This window comes from Streptomyces sp. NBC_00386 (assembly GCF_036063235.1).
GTDB lineage: Bacteria > Actinomycetota > Actinomycetes > Streptomycetales > Streptomycetaceae > Streptomyces.
Map to the genome: position 1 here is coordinate 128,559 of NZ_CP107950.1, position 16,928 is coordinate 145,486.

The window sequence follows — 16,928 nt, forward strand, 5'->3', positions numbered from 1 at the left end:
GTCACAGAGATACGGGATCAACCGAAGGCTGTTGTCATGAGTGTGCTGCATCGCCGTGTCCGGCGGGAAGCGTTCGTGGAAGCGTCATGCTTCCGGGCCGACTTCTACGAGTGTTTGACCGCGCGGGGCGATGAACTGTTCGAACTGACCGACGCGGTGCTGTGTGTCGATGGGCCGGTTGTCTCGCCGGTGGACCTGACGCTGGTGCCCGAGCATCGCCGTGGGCACGGAGCGATGTACGGAGCCCTCAACCGCGGCCGCATCGATGTTGAGCGGCTGCGAACTGTGCTGGCCGGGCTGCGGTTGCCCCGGTTCGAAGCGAGGCGTCTGGTGCTGGCGGTTGATGTGTCGCCCTGGCTGCGGTCGGATGCGCCATGCTCGGCGGACAGGCTGTTCTGTCACGTCTATGGGCGGGCGAAGTCGGCGTCACAGTTCATCCCGGGCTGGCCGTACTCCTTCGTCGCCGTCCTGGAACCCGGGGCCACGTCATGGACCGCGATCCTGGACGTGGTCCGGCTCGGCCCCGCCGATGATGCGACCGCAGTCACCGCCGCCCAGTTGAAAGCCGTGGTCGAGCGGCTCGTCGCGGCAGGCCAGTGGCAGACCGGAGACCCGGACATCACGATCGTCATGGACGCCGGCTACGACGTCACCCGTCTGGCCTGGGTGCTGCGGGACCTGCCCGTCGAGCTGGTCGGCCGGATCCGCAGTGACCGGGTGATGCGCCTGCCGAAACCGCCCCGTGTCTATGCCCCGAGGGGCGGGCGCCCGCCCAAGCACGGGCCCGAGTTCCGCTTCACCCAGCCCGAGACCTGGCCCGAACCGGCCGTCGTGACGGCCACCGACACCATCAACTACGGCAAGGCAGAGGCCCAGGCCTGGGATCGGGTCCACCCACGGCTGACTCACCGTTCGGCCTGGCTGGAGCACGACGGTGAACTCCCCGTCGTTGAGGGCACCTTGGTCCGCCTCAAGGTCGAGCACCTATCCAAGGACCGCCAGGCTCCGCCGGTGTGGTTGTGGTCCTCGAAGACCGGCGCCGTCCCGGAGGACGTGGACCTGTGGTGGCAGGTGTTCCTCAGGAGATTCGATCTGGAGCACACCTTCAGGTTCGGAAAGCAGACACTCGGATGGACCACCCCGAAGGTCCGTACTCCCCAAGCCGCGGACCGCTGGACCTGGCTCCTGGTCGTCGCCCACACCCAGCTCCGCCTCGCCCGACCTCTCGCCATCGAACTCCGCCGGCCCTGGGAAAAACCGGCCAAGCCCGAACACCTCACCCCAGCCCGGGTCCGCCGGGGGTTCAGGAACATCCGCGCACACCTGCACTGCCCCGCCCATGTTCCTCAACCAACCGGAACCGGACCCGGACGCCCTCCCGGCTCGAAGAACCGGCGGCCCGCCACCCGCTACGACGTCGGCAAAACCGCCAAACGTCCCGAGACTCTCAAGGCCATCGGCAAACCTGGAAGATCTTGGTAGATAAAGAACAAGCTGAAGGACTTCGCCCAGGCCAGGAACGCCCGCTTCACGTCCGGGTTCGGTGAGCCGACCTGGCGCAAGAAGTTCGTGCATGAGGGCTTTCGTGTCATCGGCACCGACCGCGTCCCGGAGCTGACCGAGGACGGTTCGCCGAAGCTGAACGCGAAGACCGGCAGGCAGGTCATGGCCCGTTCCGTGGTGGTGCACAGGCTCAACCGCCGGTGGGCTCGGGTCAAGGTGCCCGGCTGCGGCTGGGTCCGCTTCCGCCTCACCCGGACCGCACTGCCCGCCGCGAAGACGTTCCGCGTCACCTACCGCAACGGCCGGTGGCACATCGCCTTCGCGGTCATCCCCGCACCGGTCGCCGCGCCTGGCACGGGCGAGGTCATCGGTATCGACCGGGGCGTGAATATTACGGCCGCCCTCTCCGATGGGCGGAAGCTGAACTGCCCGCAGCTCACCGTGAAGGAACGAGCGCAGGTCCGTAAACACCAGCGGCGCGCCGCTCGCGCCCCGAAGGCAAGCGAGCACAAGAGTGCCGAGTACGCCAAGGTGGCCAGGCTCAAAGCGCGTGAGGCCGACCGGCGCAAGGACTGGTGCGAGAAGACCAGCACGATGCTGGCCCGTACCTATGGCCTGGTGCGGTTCGAGAAGCTGAACATCAAGAACATGACCCGCTCGGCCAGGGGAACCGCCGAGCAGCCCGGCAAGCAGGTCAGGCAGAAGGCCGGGCTGAACCGGGTCATCCTGGCCCAGGGCTGGGGCCTGCTCCGCCGGCGCACCGGGCACAAGGCCCCGGGCCGGGTCGAGGACGTCCCCGCCCCCTACACCAGTCTGCGCTGCAGTGCCTGCGGTTGGATCGACAAGAACTCGCGCAAGAGCCAAGCCGAGTTCGTCTGCTCCTCCTGCGGTTTCACCTGCAACGCCGACACCAACGCAGCAGTCAACGTCGCGGCAGGACAGGGCGGGATCCCCCGCCCCCGGCGCTCAGCCGGTGCCGGAGGGACGACACCGCCCGAACAGCGGTCGAGCGTCCGTGAACCTCAACCCAGCCGGGTTGGAATCCCCCTCTTTTAAGAGGGGGAGGATGTCAACTTGCCCTGGATGCCGATCGGCGCGGTGCCCAGCGCCCGGGGTTTCGTCCGGCTTCGGCGTCGGAAGCAGCAAGGCGGGCGAGCCAAGTCGGCAAGGTGCGGAAACTGCGTGGCATCGCGTGAACGGCCTCGGCCATGATGTGCGGCGGTGTTGTTCACACAGAGGCGGTTGCCACGTTGACGCTGTTCCCGGCCACGCAGGCCATACTCGACCGATGCGCCAGCGATGACGCCCCGGGGGTGGCGTGGCAGTGGGAGTCCATGGCCGCCGAGGCCGTGCTCCGGCACGGCGGCTCAGCCGATGCGGAGGCGCTCCTGCCGCTGTTTTTGTCGGCGCCCGCCGCGCACAGTGCGCTGGTGCCGGTCTTTGCCCGTCACGGCGACCGGCGGCTGGCCGCGCGCCTGCTGGAGGCGACGGTCGTCGGGGGCCGGCTGCGTGAGAGTGTGCCGTCCGGCGTGCTTCACGCCGTGGGCCGTCTGGGGTACGCCTCGGCCACGTCCCTGCTGTGGGAGCACGTCGACGGCTCGTACGACGTGTCGAAGGACGCGTGCCTTGGCCTGCTGCATCTGCCGTGCGAGGAGCTGCGGGGCGTAATCGCCGAGTCGCTGGAGAAGTACGAAGGGGCCGCGCTGTTCCCCGAGTTCCTGCCCGTCCTCGCCCCGAAGACCGATGACCCGGCGTGGCTGGAGCGGCTCGTCACGTGGGGCGAGAACCACGCCTCGGTCGACTGCAACGGCGGTCTGATCCTGGGGATCTCCCTGCACGGCGGCCAGGCGCGCGCCGCTTTTGCTCGTCTGCTGTGGGACGCCCGCTGGGAGGCCTGCGGCTCCGGCACCGGATCGGCGCTGTGGACGTACGCGGGTACACGCGTGCTGGGCCTGGGCCTGCCGCAGTTGTATGCCGACCTGCGGGCACGGTTGCACGCCAGCGCGGACCCGGACGTCCAGTGGGAGGTCCTGCGGTCGTTCATCACGCTGCTGCAGCTTCGGTGCGCGGATGTCTGGACCGGTGTAGGGGCGGACGAGGCCCAGCCCGAGAGCTGCGACGCGCTGTACAGCGTGCTGTTCACCCCGACATCCGACGACGGTGACACGCTCACCGGGCTCGCCGACCGTGTCTTCGGCAGTGATGATCCTCTGTCGGACGAGGTCCGTCACCTGGAGACGGCTCTTCGTACCGCGGCGGCACACGAGTGGGCGTTGCGGGCGGCCGCCTCGCGCTGACGGGCACCGGAGGGTGCGGCGGTTCCTCTAAGTGCATGGCAGTTTTGACGTGATCGTCGAAGTGCACGGCGGTCCTCGCGGGAACCGATGTGCCCTGCACAGTGGCGGCCCGGGCTGCTTTCAGCCGCTCTGGCCCAACAGCGTCGTTTCTCGCGCCATCCAGGACGGCTACGGCTCCGGATCACTGACAGAGCCACAACACGCCCCTCCGGAGAGGAGGCACCGGCCATGCCCGTCACCACAGCGGCTCCGGCACCCCTAACTGATCCAACCCGCAGCCCCAGCCCCGTTGCCGACCATCAGCTGACCGTCGCCCTGCCCTACGGGCTACGCACCCCGCAGGTGGCGCGGCAGATCACCGCCCGATGGCTGGCCGCGTACGTGGCTCCGGCTTCGCGCATGTGCAATGTGGTGCTCATCGTCTCCGAACTGGTCACCAATGCCATCCGGCACACACGCGAGCCCTGCACCCTCAAGCTCACGTTGCACGGAAGCCGTCTGGACGTCGCCGTCGCCGACCACGGCGAGACGCTGCCGGAGACGTCCAGCACTCCGGGCGAGCACGGTGGATTCGGGCTCCCCCTCATCGAGGGCCTCGGAGGAAGGATCACGACAGTTCCCGCGCTCGGCGGCAAGACGGTGCACGCGACTCTGACCGTCACCCCGTTCAGCGGCCCGCATCGTGCACCGCCGACGACTGCCTCGGTTCGGTAACCCGTAGCTGTCCCGCCCCCCTTACGCGGGCCGGCAGGGGGCGGCTCACGAACTCGGCCCCGGCCGGCGGGTGCCGGGTTCCGTGGAGCAGTTGCCGGGGCACGACGGTGGGGGCAGACCTGGGTCGGTCTGCCCCCACCATGGGATCAAGTGCGATCTAGCTGTTGTTCTGGGTTGCCGTGGGCAGAGGGCGGCCGAGTTGGTGGACGGTGACGACGCTGCTGGTGTCGGTGCGGTTTCCGTTCTTGTCGATGCCGAAGTGACCGGTTGCGCCGGCTACGGCGTCGTTGCGCAGGGCGAAGAGTTCGTTCCCGACGGCGTAGCGGTTGGGCAGGCTGGTCGGGCTGTCGCCGTTTGCTGCGGCTCGGTGCAGGGCGGTCGCGGCGGTGAGGACGGCGTCGTGGGCGACGAGGGACCAGTAGGTGTCGGTGAGGTGGTCCGCATCGAATTGCTGTCCGTGGTGGCGTGCGGTGAAGTCGCGTGCGAAGGCCTCGTAGAGGTTGCGGGCGGGGTTGGCCGGGCCGCGGAGTTGCGCCGCGCTGCGGAAGGACGCGTACAGGACCGTGATCGGCGCGTCGCTGACGTGGAGAGATTTCGTCCTGGGGTCGAAGCCTGCCGTGTCGGATCCGGTGATGACGGTGATGGGCTGGGTGTGGCAGCTTCTGCCGGCCAGGGCGTCGAGGAAGTCGGGCAGGTACTTGACGCGGCCGGCGTAGTAGACGGTGTCGATCTTCTTGCCGGTGTGGCAGAGGTCCTCGCTGATGCTGGACATGCTGGTGCCGGGGCCGCCGCGGGGGTCGAAGTGGAAATCGGAAGCTTCGTCGAGGTGTTTCTCGAGACCTTCGATGCCGCGGAAGCCGTGGTTGAGGGATTCGGTGTAGAGGTCCTTGCTCCCGTTGGGCGTCAGGCCCGTCCTGACCAGGGCTGCGGTGCGCCGGATGGGGCCGAGTTCCTCGCTGATGGCGGTGAGCTGGTCCCAGTTGGGCAGGGCGACGCGGGCCAGTCCGTTGATCGCTCCCTTGCCGTCGACTTCGCCGGTGGAGTCGAAGCCGTCGGCGGTGATCAGGTCACCGACCATGGGCAGAGATGCCTTGCTCAGAGCCCGGGCGGCCAGTACCGATTCCTCTTGGCTGAGCCCCAGGCCGGCGACCGCCACCAGGCGGCTGTCCTTCTTCATGGCGATGAGCCGGCCGACCGTTTGGGCCCATTGTTTTTCGCTGCTGCCCATGTTGGCCACGGCCAGCCGGATCTTGGGGCGGCTGTTCTTGTCGTTCTGCTCCTCGATGGCGGTGTAGGCGCCCTCGAGTTCGGCGACGTACTGACCGAAGGTCAGGCTGTTCGCACTCTTTGAGGCCAGCGGTGCCAGGAACGCGACCGTCACGTAGTCGCCGCCCTTGATCACGTCGCGGTTCTCGGCCCCGATGGCGGTCATCACCGGCTTCAGGTCGTCTCCGAAGACCGCTGCGCCGTCACTGCCGTCGGTGATGCCCGTGCACTCCCCGTCGGTCCCGGTGACCAGGCTCGGGTTGAGGGTGCCGCAGTGCTTCTCCCTGAACTTCCGTTCTTGTTCCTGCACCTGCTTCTCGTGCCGGTGCCGTTCGTCGTCCACCGTCTTGTAATGCCATCCCCAGCCGGTGAGAGCAGCCACCACCGCGCAGACTGTCACGGCCGCGAGCAGCTTCAAGAGCCTGGCCGAAGGCCTCCAGCGCTCTTCAGGCTTCTTGGGCGGCGAGGGCTTTTCGCCATCGGGTGGCACCGCGTCTTTCAGCTCGTCCTTTGTCGCTGTCGCTCCTGCGTCCGTGGGCTTGACAGCTTGCGGCACCTGGGCTGGAGCCGGGTCGTCAGACAGGTCCGGCTCTACGGGCGTCGGCTTGTCCCGCAGCACCTCCCAGCGCCTGAGCCAGGGATTCTGTTCCGCCTCACTGCGCAGGCCACAACCGCACAGAAACTTGATCACGAAGTCCCTGGTGGGCAGTGCGTCCTTGGCCAGCGCCGTGTGGATCGTGGTCGTGGTCAGCTTCCTGCCGGAGCCGTCGTCACTGGCTTCCGCCACTTGCTTGTAGGTGAGGTTCTTCCTCTCGCGCAGCTTGTTCAGCGCCTCGCGGAACTCCTTCTGCGTCCCGACGTCCTCCAGACGAGGCCAGTTGTCGTTGCCGTCCTGCCCGTTCGGTGGCTGCGTCATCACGCCCCCCGGGCGGAGCCGGCGGTCTGGCTCTGCCCGCTCAGCCACAGACCGACCTGCGCGGCCGCCGCTCCAACCGCCATGACCAGCCCCAGGGCGTCACTGACGGAGTGCCCGCTGTACACGAGCACGACCACCACCACGAAGATCACCGAGAAAATGGTGATCCGGTGGCGGAACGTCAGCGACGCCTCGCACAGAACATGATCCGGTGACGTCACCTGCTGGCTCTGCCACCGCGTAATACCTACCGACATGGTCGTCCTCCCCTTCCCGGGCACGGCGGGGTCCCGCCGCAGCGATTCGCCACCCCATCCGGTTACCGGCCGTGACGGGGTGATCGCTCAACGAGTTTCACTGCTGTAATCCAGACAGGGCAACCCTCTGATCATGACCGGAAACTTCCGAAGCATTTGCCGACATCCAACGAGCCGCCACTTCCGTTTTCCGCTCGATTCAGAACCCCTTCACCAGTATTCGGACGGCCTCCCGCCAGCCCGGAAATCCATCACGCCGCTCCCCGAAGCCAGCCGCACCACAGCCGCCCGAAGCAGACTCAAGACCGCCCGATACGCCCGTGACCTGTACCTTCACCGTTCGGAACGATTCCGAACGCCGGAAGATCTTGCTGCGGGGGCCCGATGATGGTGAGCTGAACAAGCGGAACCCCCGCACTCGAAATCACCGCCCTTCCCTTCCCGGGCGCGGCAGTGCATCACGCGGGTGGAAGAGGGGACTCCAGTTACCGGCTCGAGTCCCCTCGCCGCACCGAATTCCGCAGAATGGGAACGGGTTATTCCGAGCTTCACCCCGACGGGAGAAAGGCATCCGGAATCGGCGGCCAATTTTCCGAATCGGCCGCCTTCAGGCGACTGTTGCCCGAACCGCGGCAAAATCCCGGATCACCGAGCACGTCTCCATAAGCCCAGCGTTCAAGTTGACGGCCGTCACGGATGTGGACGCCACCCAGGGCGACCCGCCCCCGACAGGGAGCGGGTCCGCTCGCGCAGCCGCTGTCCGGTCTCGGGCCCTCACACGTAGCCCGGCCGCCCGGCCGGCACCGGGTACACCAGCAGGTCCTCAACGGACTGCTGAACTTCCCGTGGCATCAGTAGAGCGGGTGGGACCTTTGACGCCCGTCAGGCAGGTCGAAGCTCAGCCCGTTCTCGTCCAGAGCGTTGAAGACGGTCACCCGGCTCGTCCCGAAGACGAAGCTGACGTCGATGTTTCCCTGAGCCAGATCCCTGCCTGTCCACTCGAGCAGTTCGACCCCTTCGAGGGACTGGCCCCGCAGAGCGCGCAGTCCGGGAAGAGGCTCGGCACGCCACCGCAGGTCGAAGCCGGGCCACCGAACCGGACGACCGGGGTCGATCGTGTTCCATGTGAGGGAGAGATCGTCGAACTTGTCATGATTGATCTCGACCTGCTCTCCCTCGAAGTCGAACAGGACCGGGCAGTCACAGAACCACTCGTCATCCTGAAGGTCCCAGACCATCCAGACTCTCGTCAGAGTCCGGCCGGCAAGACCGCGCAGGCGCTGCGCGTGCTCCCGCACAACGTCACTGCGATGGTTCAACCACATCGGCTGGTAGCCCACGAGGCCGAAATCGAACATTGGGTCATCCTGTCAGAGCTGCCTCACGCCGACTCGACGCAGGTCCGAACCGCAGCTGACCGACCACATCCCAAATACCCCTGCCAGGACCGTCCGATGGCCTAGATGAATGAGTCCAAGGGGTGTCGTTGCGGTCAGTGATCGTAGGCCGTGAGTGATCGCTTGATGGGCTGTCCAGTTTGGTCGTTGTGCCAGATCGCCGCTGTGAGTGCGAGGATCCGGCACAAGACCCGGGCTGACACCCCTGCAGGGCTCTTGCCGCCGTGTCGTTCCAGGTTGAGCTGCCCCTTGAAGGTCTGATTGATCGACTCGATGACCTGCCGCAGCGGTTTGAACAGGTGTGACCCGGCCGGCTCGGCTTCCCCCTTGCGGGCTGGCCGCAGCAACTTCAGGTGACGCTCGGCAAGGCCGTGCTCGAACTCGCGGCCGAAGTAGTTCTTGTCCCCGATGATCGTCTGCCCGGGGTGAACGGCGAGGACGTCTGGCGCGGTATCGAGCATGTCGCGCAGCGTTTCGCGCTCGTCCGCCTTGGCCCCGGTGAGTGCGAACAGGACCGGCAGTCCGCCGAGCGTGCACACCAGGTGCAGACGCAGCCCCCAGAAGTATCGCGAGTGTGATGCGCAGTAGCCGTACTGGGCCCAGCCTGCCAGGTCCGAGCGTTTGGCCGTCTCACGGGAGCAACCGCAGCCGACCGGTGTGGAGTCGACCAGCCACACATCGTCGCTCCACAGTGAGGTATCGCGGGCCACGATCCGGATCATGCTGGTGAGCAGTGAGAACGCGGCGCGCAGCCGCTTGTTGTAGCCGGACTGCTGCGGCACGTAGGGAAACAGATGGCCGAAGTCCCGCCCGACGCGGCGAAGCCAGCGCCGCTCAGAGGTGTATCCGAGCAGCGCCGACATGACCGCGAGCGTGATCAGCTCGGCGTCACTGAGCGTGGCCGTGATTCCGACGGCAGGCCGCCGCGGCGCCAGCCACGGTGAAGCCTTCAACTCGTCGTCAATCCGGGCATAGAGTGCCGTTGCGAGGGTATCCAGGCCGTTAGTCACACATCGACGTTGGACGCCCTCGTCTCATGTACGCAGGCGATCCTCTGGACTCATTCAGGGATCCGGGGCGTGCCCACTGCGGTGACTATGCATCACGGTTATTTCGCAGGGCCTGGGTGAGCCAGGGGTACACCGGGATCAGGCTCGGTACCACCTGCCAGCCGTTGACGATCCACACCAGCCGCCAGTATCGGTCTACCCGGGGATCGTGCGCCTCTTCGAACTGCTGGGCCATCCAGTCCCGGAATTCCGCGTCAGGGGTGCGCGCGAACACCTCGGCGAAGCGGTGCACGAGGTCGTCGATGATGGGTGCGCCCCTGTCGCCGAGCGGGTCGATGCTCGATTCCATGGCCTCGGCCACCTTCTGACGGGTGAACTCCATCAGTTCCTCGCCGGCATCGCATTCGATGTCGAGCGGGCGCCCGGCCGCCTGACGTACGGCCGTCCGGCGCATCCGGGCACGGAAATCCTCGTCGCCGACCAGCTCGGCGAGCTCCACCCACGCGGCGACCTGCTCGCCGGTCGGATCATCGGGGAGGTCGGGAGTGGCAGCGCGAACCATGGCCACCGCGGCCGGGTCGGCATCCACTGTGCCGAAGGTGCCATCCACGAAATCGTCGATCAAACGTCGGCGTTCCTCGCCGGACAACTGCGTGAGCCTGTGCATGAGCTTGGTCTCCTCGGGACTGGACCCGCGGCTGGCCACGACTCGCAGAACGCTCCGACGCAGTCGCAGCATCCGGATCTGGACGTCCAAGGCGTCGGCGTGCGCCGCGGCGACTTCCGCCACCGAGAGCTCACGGTCCAGTACCCGTTGAATCGTAGCCAGGTCCATGCCCAACTCGCGCAGTGTGCGCAGGAGTTCCAGACGAAGCATTGCGTCGAGGTCGTAGAGCCGGTAACCGGCGGGACTACGGGTGGTCGGCGCTACCACCCCCGAATCGGCGTAGAACCGGATGGTCCTCACAGACAAGCCGGTCCGCCGGGAAAGCTCCCCGATCGAGTAGAGGGTCGTAACGTCCATGTCCCCCACTCTGCTGTCTCCAGTCGCTGGAGACTCAAGGCCATCCCCCAGCCGGGCCCCGACCCAGACGTCCACCGAGTCGCTGAAGCATGCGTCGCGTCTCCGCTGAGCTCCAAAATGAAACGGGCACGCCTTGCACGTGCTGGGCGGGCGATGGCAGCGACATGCGACACCACTCGCCGGCGGCCTACGGCTACGAGCCCTTGGACTCATTCATCTAGGGGCACCCCCGGGTGCGCCCGCATTCCGTGCCGGCCGGCGCCCTGACACTCACCCGGCCGCATACGCCGGCGCCTCCTGGCTCAGCCGGGAACCGACCCGAAGGTTCCGCTGCTGCTGCCCGAGGCGCCCCGTGGAAGGCGTACCGTCGCGCACCGCCGACGTCCCCGGTCATCGCAACTCCTTCGGATGCGAGCCCCCGGCAGAAGTAGGGCCGACGGTGCTTCTGCCGGGAGAACCGCCTGGGCATGGAGCACCTCAGATGATCGACTGAAGACAGACGCGGGACGCCCTCCAGGCATACGCACTCCGGTCGACGCCCCCCTCGGCGGACGGTCGCCGGGGACGGAGCCGGTGCGGGAGCGGCGCCGACCACCCGCCTCTCGACAGAGCGTCGCACACATGCAGCAGACCGAACGGGGACCTCTCAACATGAACAGCAGCGATGGGCGCACCGCAGGGTTGTCCAGGCGGAGCGTCCTGACCGCCGGCGCGCTGACCGCGGCCGCTGTGGCGTACCAGGCGGGCCGTGCTCCCACGGCGTCGGCCGCCGCCAAGCCCGCCATCTTCTACGCCCCGCACCAGGACGACGACGCGATCGGCCTGGCCGGGTCGATCCTGGAACACAAGGCGGCGGGCCGGCCCGTCTACCTCGTCCTGGTGAGCGACGGCCGCAATCCCGATCTGGCCGTGCGCATGAACACCGACCCGTGCCCCCTGACCCAGTGGTCCAGCCCGCATCCGTGCGCCGCGGGCGGCCGGCACAACCTGTCCTGGCCGACCGACGGGACCACCAAGGTCGTCGCCGCCCGGACCGCCGAGTTCATGGCCTCCGCGAAGGCGCTGGGCGTGGACAAGGTCATCAACTTCAAGGTGGTGGACGACGGGTTCTCCAGCACCTCCGCCTACAACCGGCTGGTCGACCGGATCGAAGCGAAGGTCAGGGCGCTCGCCGCTCAGTATCCCGGAGCCTCGCACAAGTTCACCGCCGGCTGGCTCGAGCACACCGAGACGCACAAGGCGGGCAGCGACGTGGCCTACCGCCTGATGAACGACGGCACGATCTCCGACGTGCGCTTCAACCACGTCTACGCCTACGAACGTCCCCAGCAGGACCGTGCGGACGGCGCGGCCTACGTGCTGACCATCCCCGGCTCCCACATGACGATCAAGCGCAACGCGATGTACGCCTACAACACCTGGGACCCGGGCCGGAACCTGTACGCGCTGGGCTATCACAGCGTCCCGGAACTGCTGGAGGCCGCACACGCCGATCCGCGCGAGTTCGTCCACACCCTGCCCTCCGACTACCGGCCGGGCAAGGGCAACTGACCATCGAGAAGAACCGGCAGACCGACCGACACCGGCCGACGGCACCGAGCCGCGGCCCCGCACCACTCACGGGGGAACCTTTCATGAACGCCTCGCGTCACCGCTCCATGCTGCTCGCCGTCACGGGCACGGCTCTGGCCCTGTCCCTCACCGCCTGCCAGGACGGATCGGGCACCAAGTCGTCATCCGCGGCGACCCCTTCGGCCCCGGCGGCGTCGTCCCCGGCGGCCACCGGCACGTCCGACGCGACGGATGCGACCGGCTCGGCAGGATCGGCGGGATCGAAGGCATCGGCGGGCTCCACCGACACCTCCGCGGGTTCTTCCGGCACGACCGGCAAGCAGGCGGCCGCCTCCACGCCGGTGTGCACGGCAGCAGACGTACGCGTCACCGCCGCCAGGCAGGACGGTCCGCCCTACACCCATATCGTCCTGACCGCGAAGAACACCACCCGGCACTCCTGCCGGCTGACGGGCTTCCCGCACATCCAGTTCGTGGAGAGCCACAAGCAGGACGTTGCGGCCGTCGCCAAGAGCAAGCCGGCCGCACCGGTCGTGCTGACGGCCGGTGCCCCGGCCTACGCCCTGGTGAAGCTGTCGGACGGCGGGGTCGACGAGAACAACGAACCCGTGTCGGCGTTCGCCGTCATGCTGGAGGGCGACTCCACGGTCATCACCGTCGCCGCGCCCGGCAGCGAGGGCATCGCCGTCGACCCGGCGAAGGCCCTCACCGGCTACTGGACTCCCGAACTCCGCAACGGCGCGGACGACTTCTGAGCCTGCGCGGGTGTCACCGGTCCCGGCTCCTCAGGGTGATTTTGCTGGGCATCCTGACGTGGGCGTGGTGGTGTCGGTAGTTCGCGGTGCGGGAGACAAGCGGATAGGGGCGGGCTGACGCCTGCAGCGTGGCGGCGCCGGAAACCGGCGCCGCCATGCTGCAGCCGGGCGGATCGTGGACGTATCCCCGTGGTTGCGCAGTGATGCGGCCTGCCCTTTGGAGCGGCTGTTCTGCCACGTCCACGGCCGCTCCCGCAGCCCCTCCCCAGATCATCCCGGGCCGGCCCTATTCCCCTGGTCGCCGCCCTGTCCCCGGGCCCATCGTCGTGGACTGCAGTCCCGGACGCGGTCCGCCTGGGCCTCGAGGACGACGCCACCGCCGTCGCCGCCCCCAGTTACGCGCGGTGGCCGAGCCACTGGTGCACCCGGCCCCGGACGGCCCCCGGCTCCACTCCGAGCTGAGAGCCAACGTGGCTACTGCTTCAGCGCGTGCCGAAGCCGTGGCGCTCTCCTCGCTGTCTGATGGGTGAGCACCAGCCGCTCGCTCCGGTCGAGGAAGCAGGCAGCAGGCAGCAGGCAGCCGCCGATTTCCCACACAACGTCGGCAGCCAGCTCATCGGCGTACTGCGGACCGCTCCCCACCGGGTCGACATCGCTCGTCGAACCGCCCCCTCTGGCTTGGCCTTGGTGCTCAGAACCCGTCGCCCCCATCCGAAGGCGACGTTGTACGCCTGCTGGAACGCGTGCCGGCCCTGGCCCCGTCGGCGTAGGCCCGTACAAGTGCTGCGACGAACCAATGAGCAACCTTCGGTTGCGTAAGGCGCCGGCGTCGCCTATCGTGATGTGCAACCTAAGGTTGCGAAAGGTGGCTGCGGACATGGAGTACGGGAGCATCGAGCGCGAGCTGTACGTCGACGCCCCGCCCCAGGTGGTGTTCGACGTGCTCACCGAGCCCGAGCACATCCGGGACTGGTGGAGCGCGGAGACCGACTTCGAGGCGGTCCCCGGCAGGCCGGGCAGTCTCACATGGACGGACGAGGGCAGCGGCGTCCGCAAGTCCGTGCCGTTCACGGTCGTCGAGTCCGATCCGCCGCGCACACTGTCGTTCCGGTGGACCTACGAGGAAGGGGAGACCGCGGCCCCCGGCAACTCGCTGCTGGTGACCTTCGTACTCGTCCCGGCCGGCGAGGGGACCACACTCCGCTTCCGCGAGAGCGGGTACCGCGAACGCGGCTGGGAGGCCGCCGTGCTCGAGGCGCACTACAACGACCACCGGCAGGGCTGGGACTTCTATCTGCCCCGCCTGGCGGCGGCCGCCAAGCAGGCGGCGGGCGCGCGATGAACACCGGCGTCGACGACGGTCTGTGGTCGGCGATCGGCGACCCGACACGGCGCCGCATGATCGACCTGCTGCTGGCCGAGGGGCACGGCACCGCGACGACCCTCAGCGCCCGTCTGCCCGTCACCAGGCAGGCCGTGACCAAGCATCTGACCGTGCTCGACCGGGCCGGACTCGTCCGGTCCACGGCGGCCGGCCGGGAGCGGCGCTACCACGTCGACGAGGCACAACTGGCGCGCGCCGTGGCCCAGTTGCAGGCGGTGGGCGCGCTGTGGGACGCCCGGCTGCAGCGCGTCAAGAACATCGCCGAGGCGATCCAACGAGCCAAGAACGAGAAGAAGTAGCAAGCCGAGAACGCGAAGAAGTGAGGAGATCGAGATGGCGGACATCCTGCACCGGGTCGGCACCACGGCGGCCCGGGAGACGGTCTATCAGGCACTCACCACGGTCGAGGGTCTGGCCGCATGGTGGACGACCGACACCGAGGGCAGCGGCGACGACGTGCTGCAGTTCCGCTTCGGCGACGTCGGCGGCTTCGACATGAAGGTCCTCGAACTGCAGCCGGACACCCGGGTGCGGTGGGAGGTCGTCAGCGGTCCCGAGGAGTGGGTCGGCACCACGGTGACCTTCGACCTCAAACAGGAAGGCGAGTGGACGATCATCCTGTTCGCGCACGAAGGGTGGCGCGAGCAGGTGGAGTTCATGAACCACTGCACCACCAAGTGGGCACTGTTCCTGATGAGCCTGAAATCCCTGGTGGAGACGGGCACCGGTGCACCGCACCCGCACGACGTGCGGATCAGCAACTGGCACTGACCCCGTCCGCGGGCGGCTGCCACCCCGGCACGCTCGCGCGATCGCCGCGGCCATGGGCATGCTCTGGCAAACGCCCCGCCCAGCCCAGCGGGGCGGGGCGGGGCGTCAGGCCCTGGCGAGCCGGTCCATCAGCAGTCCACCACAACGTGCCGCACGGCAGAGGTCGACCGCCCGCCCCTGTCCTGGGCAACTCCCGGACAGGGGCTGCGACAGGAGCGTCGTCCAGGAGGCGGTCGAGCCGGCTCGGCCACCATGGGCCGGTGACTCACTGGCAGGCAATCTCCTTGAGGGGGGCACGGATCGTCCTGTACGGTACCCATATGCGCTTTTTCTACTTTCTCTGAGTCCGGGCACGGCTGACACCGCCGTTTCTGCTGCCCGCGGACCCTTCGCATTCCCAGGGAAAGTCTCATGCGCGAACGCGCCCATACCGCTGTGCCCGCCTCCGTGGCGCAGCTGTCCGTCAAGGACGTCACCAAGTCCTACGGCACCCGGACCGTCCTCGATCAGGTGTGCTTCACCGTCCGCCCGGGCGAGAAGGCCGCTGTCATCGGTGAGAACGGCTCCGGCAAGTCCACCCTGCTGCGGCTGCTGGCCGCGGCCGAGGTGCCGGACGCCGGGGAGATCACTGTCCGTTTCAGCGGCGACACCGGTCACCTCGCCCAGACCCTCGACCTGGACTTGGACCGCACGGTGCAGGACGTGGTCGATCTCGCGCTGGCCGAACTGCGCGCCATGGAGAGCCGGCTGCGCGAGGCGGAGGGGCGGCTCGGCCAGGCGTCGAAGGACGAACTCACCGCGTACGGCGAGCTGTTGATCGCATACGAGGAGCGCGGCGGATACGAGGCAAACGCCCGCGTGGATGCCGCCATGCACGGGCTCGGGCTCGCCGGCATCACCCGGGAGCGGGTGCTCGGCTCGCTCTCGGGCGGCGAGCAGTCGCGGCTCACGCTCTCCTGTGTGCTGGCGGCCTCCCCCGAGCTACTGCTCCTCGACGAGCCGACCAACCACCTCGACGCGGCGGCCGTGCGCTGGCTGGAGGAGCATCTGCGCGCGCACCGCGGCACCGTCGTCGCAGTCACCCACGACCACGGCTTCCTGGAGAACATCGCCACCACGATCCTCGAGGTCGACCGCGATGCCCGCACGGTGCGCCGGTACGGCGACGGCCTCTTCGGATACCGCGCCGCGAAGGCGGCCGCCCGGCGCCGTGCGGAGCAGGAGTACGCGCAATGGGCCGATGAGCTGGCCCGTACCGAGGAATTACTCGAAGCCTCGGGCAGGCGGCTGGCCGTCACCGGCAAGGATCCGAGGCAGGGCTTCGGCAAGCACCGTCGCTCGCACGAAGCGAAACTCGGCGGACAAGTGCGTTCTGTTCGGGAACGGCTGGCTCACCTGCAGCGCAACCCGGTGGCGGCGCCACCCCAGCCGCTGCGGTTCACGGCGGCCCTGCCGGCGGTGGGCGGCACACTTCGCGTCGGCCACCGGCTCGTCGAGCTCGACGAGATACGCGTCGGCGAGCGGCTCCGTCTGAAGGGGACGCTGACGATCACGCCCGGGCAGCGGCTGCTGGTCACGGGCGAGAACGGAGCGGGCAAAACGACGCTGCTGCGCGTCCTGGCGGGCGACCTGGAACCGGACGCGGGCACGGTGTGCCGTCCAGGACGGATCGGGTACCTGGCCCAGGAACTGCCCGCGCGCTCCACACGGCTCCCACTGCTCGCCGCCTTCGCGGCCGGGCAGCCCGGGCTGCCGCAGGAGTACGCCGAAAGGCTGCTGGCGCTGGGGCTGTTCCGCGAGCAGGACCTGGACGTCCCGGTGGCGGAGCTGTCCGCAGGCCAGCGGCGGCGGCTGCAGATCGCCCGGCTGGTGACGCGCCCCGTGGACCTTCTCGTGCTCGACGAGCCGACCAATCACGTCGCGCTCGACCTGGTCGAGGACATTCAGGCGGCGCTCACGGCGTATCCGGGAGCGGTGGTCGCCGTCTCGCACGACCGCGGCTTCCGCGAGCGCTTTTCGGGAGAGCGGCTGGAGCTGCGGGGCGGCCGCAGGTGCTGACCCG

15 protein-coding genes and 1 pseudogene are annotated in these 16,928 nt (G+C 68.3%); 11 read left to right on the top strand and 5 right to left on the bottom strand.

Features of this window, described 5'->3' with window-relative positions; all coding sequences use genetic code 11:
• Positions 1-36: 36 nt before the first annotated feature.
• The 4 genes from OG780_RS00500 (at position 37) to OG780_RS00515 (ending at position 4,514) form a co-directional block, all read left to right on the top strand.
• Positions 37-1,482, top strand: a complete 1,446-nt coding sequence (locus OG780_RS00500; RefSeq protein WP_328443500.1) for an NF041680 family putative transposase — start codon at positions 37-39, stop codon at positions 1,480-1,482.
• Between the two features lie 87 nt (positions 1,483-1,569).
• Positions 1,570-2,559 (top strand): RNA-guided endonuclease InsQ/TnpB family protein, encoded by a 990-nt coding sequence (locus tag OG780_RS00505; protein WP_328443502.1) that lies wholly within the window; start codon positions 1,570-1,572, stop codon positions 2,557-2,559.
• A 194-nt stretch (positions 2,560-2,753) separates the two neighbouring features.
• On the top strand, positions 2,754-3,800 hold the full coding sequence (locus OG780_RS00510) for a hypothetical protein (protein ID WP_328443504.1): 1,047 nt from the start codon (positions 2,754-2,756) through the stop codon (positions 3,798-3,800).
• A 228-nt stretch (positions 3,801-4,028) separates the two neighbouring features.
• The gene (locus OG780_RS00515) at positions 4,029-4,514 is read left to right on the top strand and encodes an ATP-binding protein (RefSeq protein ID WP_328443506.1); all 486 of its coding nucleotides are present in this window, start codon (positions 4,029-4,031) and stop codon (positions 4,512-4,514) included.
• A 157-nt stretch (positions 4,515-4,671) separates the two neighbouring features.
• On the opposite strand, the gene OG780_RS00520 is transcribed toward OG780_RS00515, so the two are convergent.
• The 5 genes from OG780_RS00520 to OG780_RS00540 form a co-directional block, all read right to left on the bottom strand.
• A complete protein-coding gene (locus OG780_RS00520; RefSeq protein WP_328443508.1) occupies positions 4,672-6,696 on the bottom strand; it encodes a hypothetical protein in 2,025 nt (674 codons plus the stop codon).
• Positions 6,696-6,953, bottom strand: a complete 258-nt coding sequence (locus OG780_RS00525) for a hypothetical protein (protein ID WP_328443510.1) — start codon at positions 6,951-6,953, stop codon at positions 6,696-6,698. The genes OG780_RS00520 and OG780_RS00525 overlap by 1 nt, the downstream gene beginning before the upstream one ends.
• 851 nt (positions 6,954-7,804) lie before the next feature.
• Complete coding sequence (locus tag OG780_RS00530; RefSeq protein WP_328443512.1) at positions 7,805-8,311, bottom strand: hypothetical protein; 507 nt, start codon at positions 8,309-8,311, stop codon at positions 7,805-7,807.
• Positions 8,312-8,445: 134 nt separating this feature from the next.
• Positions 8,446-9,360, bottom strand: a complete 915-nt coding sequence (locus tag OG780_RS00535; RefSeq protein ID WP_328443514.1) for an IS982 family transposase — start codon at positions 9,358-9,360, stop codon at positions 8,446-8,448.
• Positions 9,361-9,445: 85 nt separating this feature from the next.
• Positions 9,446-10,384 carry a helix-turn-helix domain-containing protein gene (locus tag OG780_RS00540; protein WP_328443516.1) on the bottom strand — a complete coding sequence of 313 codons (939 nt, stop codon included), beginning with the start codon at positions 10,382-10,384 and terminating at the stop codon, positions 9,446-9,448.
• 651 nt (positions 10,385-11,035) lie between these two features.
• Between OG780_RS00540 and OG780_RS00545 the strand changes: the two genes are divergently transcribed.
• The 7 genes and pseudogenes from OG780_RS00545 (at position 11,036) to abc-f (ending at position 16,924) form a co-directional block, all read left to right on the top strand.
• Positions 11,036-11,935 (top strand): PIG-L deacetylase family protein, encoded by a 900-nt coding sequence (locus OG780_RS00545; protein WP_328443518.1) that lies wholly within the window; start codon positions 11,036-11,038, stop codon positions 11,933-11,935.
• An 83-nt stretch (positions 11,936-12,018) separates the two neighbouring features.
• Positions 12,019-12,711 carry a DUF4232 domain-containing protein gene (locus tag OG780_RS00550; RefSeq protein WP_328443520.1) on the top strand — a complete coding sequence of 231 codons (693 nt, stop codon included), beginning with the start codon at positions 12,019-12,021 and terminating at the stop codon, positions 12,709-12,711.
• Between the two features lie 175 nt (positions 12,712-12,886).
• Positions 12,887-13,133, top strand: a pseudogene (locus OG780_RS00555) (transposase); the annotation flags it as partial.
• 455 nt (positions 13,134-13,588) lie between these two features.
• Positions 13,589-14,053, top strand: a complete 465-nt coding sequence (locus OG780_RS00560; protein ID WP_328443522.1) for an SRPBCC domain-containing protein — start codon at positions 13,589-13,591, stop codon at positions 14,051-14,053.
• On the top strand, positions 14,050-14,394 hold the full coding sequence (locus OG780_RS00565) for an ArsR/SmtB family transcription factor (RefSeq protein WP_328443524.1): 345 nt from the start codon (positions 14,050-14,052) through the stop codon (positions 14,392-14,394). Before OG780_RS00560 ends, OG780_RS00565 begins: the two co-directional genes overlap by 4 nt.
• A gap of 34 nt (positions 14,395-14,428) precedes the next feature.
• Positions 14,429-14,866 carry an SRPBCC family protein gene (locus OG780_RS00570; protein ID WP_328443526.1) on the top strand — a complete coding sequence of 146 codons (438 nt, stop codon included), beginning with the start codon at positions 14,429-14,431 and terminating at the stop codon, positions 14,864-14,866.
• A gap of 411 nt (positions 14,867-15,277) precedes the next feature.
• Positions 15,278-16,924 carry a ribosomal protection-like ABC-F family protein gene (abc-f, locus tag OG780_RS00575; RefSeq protein ID WP_328443528.1) on the top strand — a complete coding sequence of 549 codons (1,647 nt, stop codon included), beginning with the start codon at positions 15,278-15,280 and terminating at the stop codon, positions 16,922-16,924.
• Positions 16,925-16,928 lie beyond the last annotated feature (4 nt).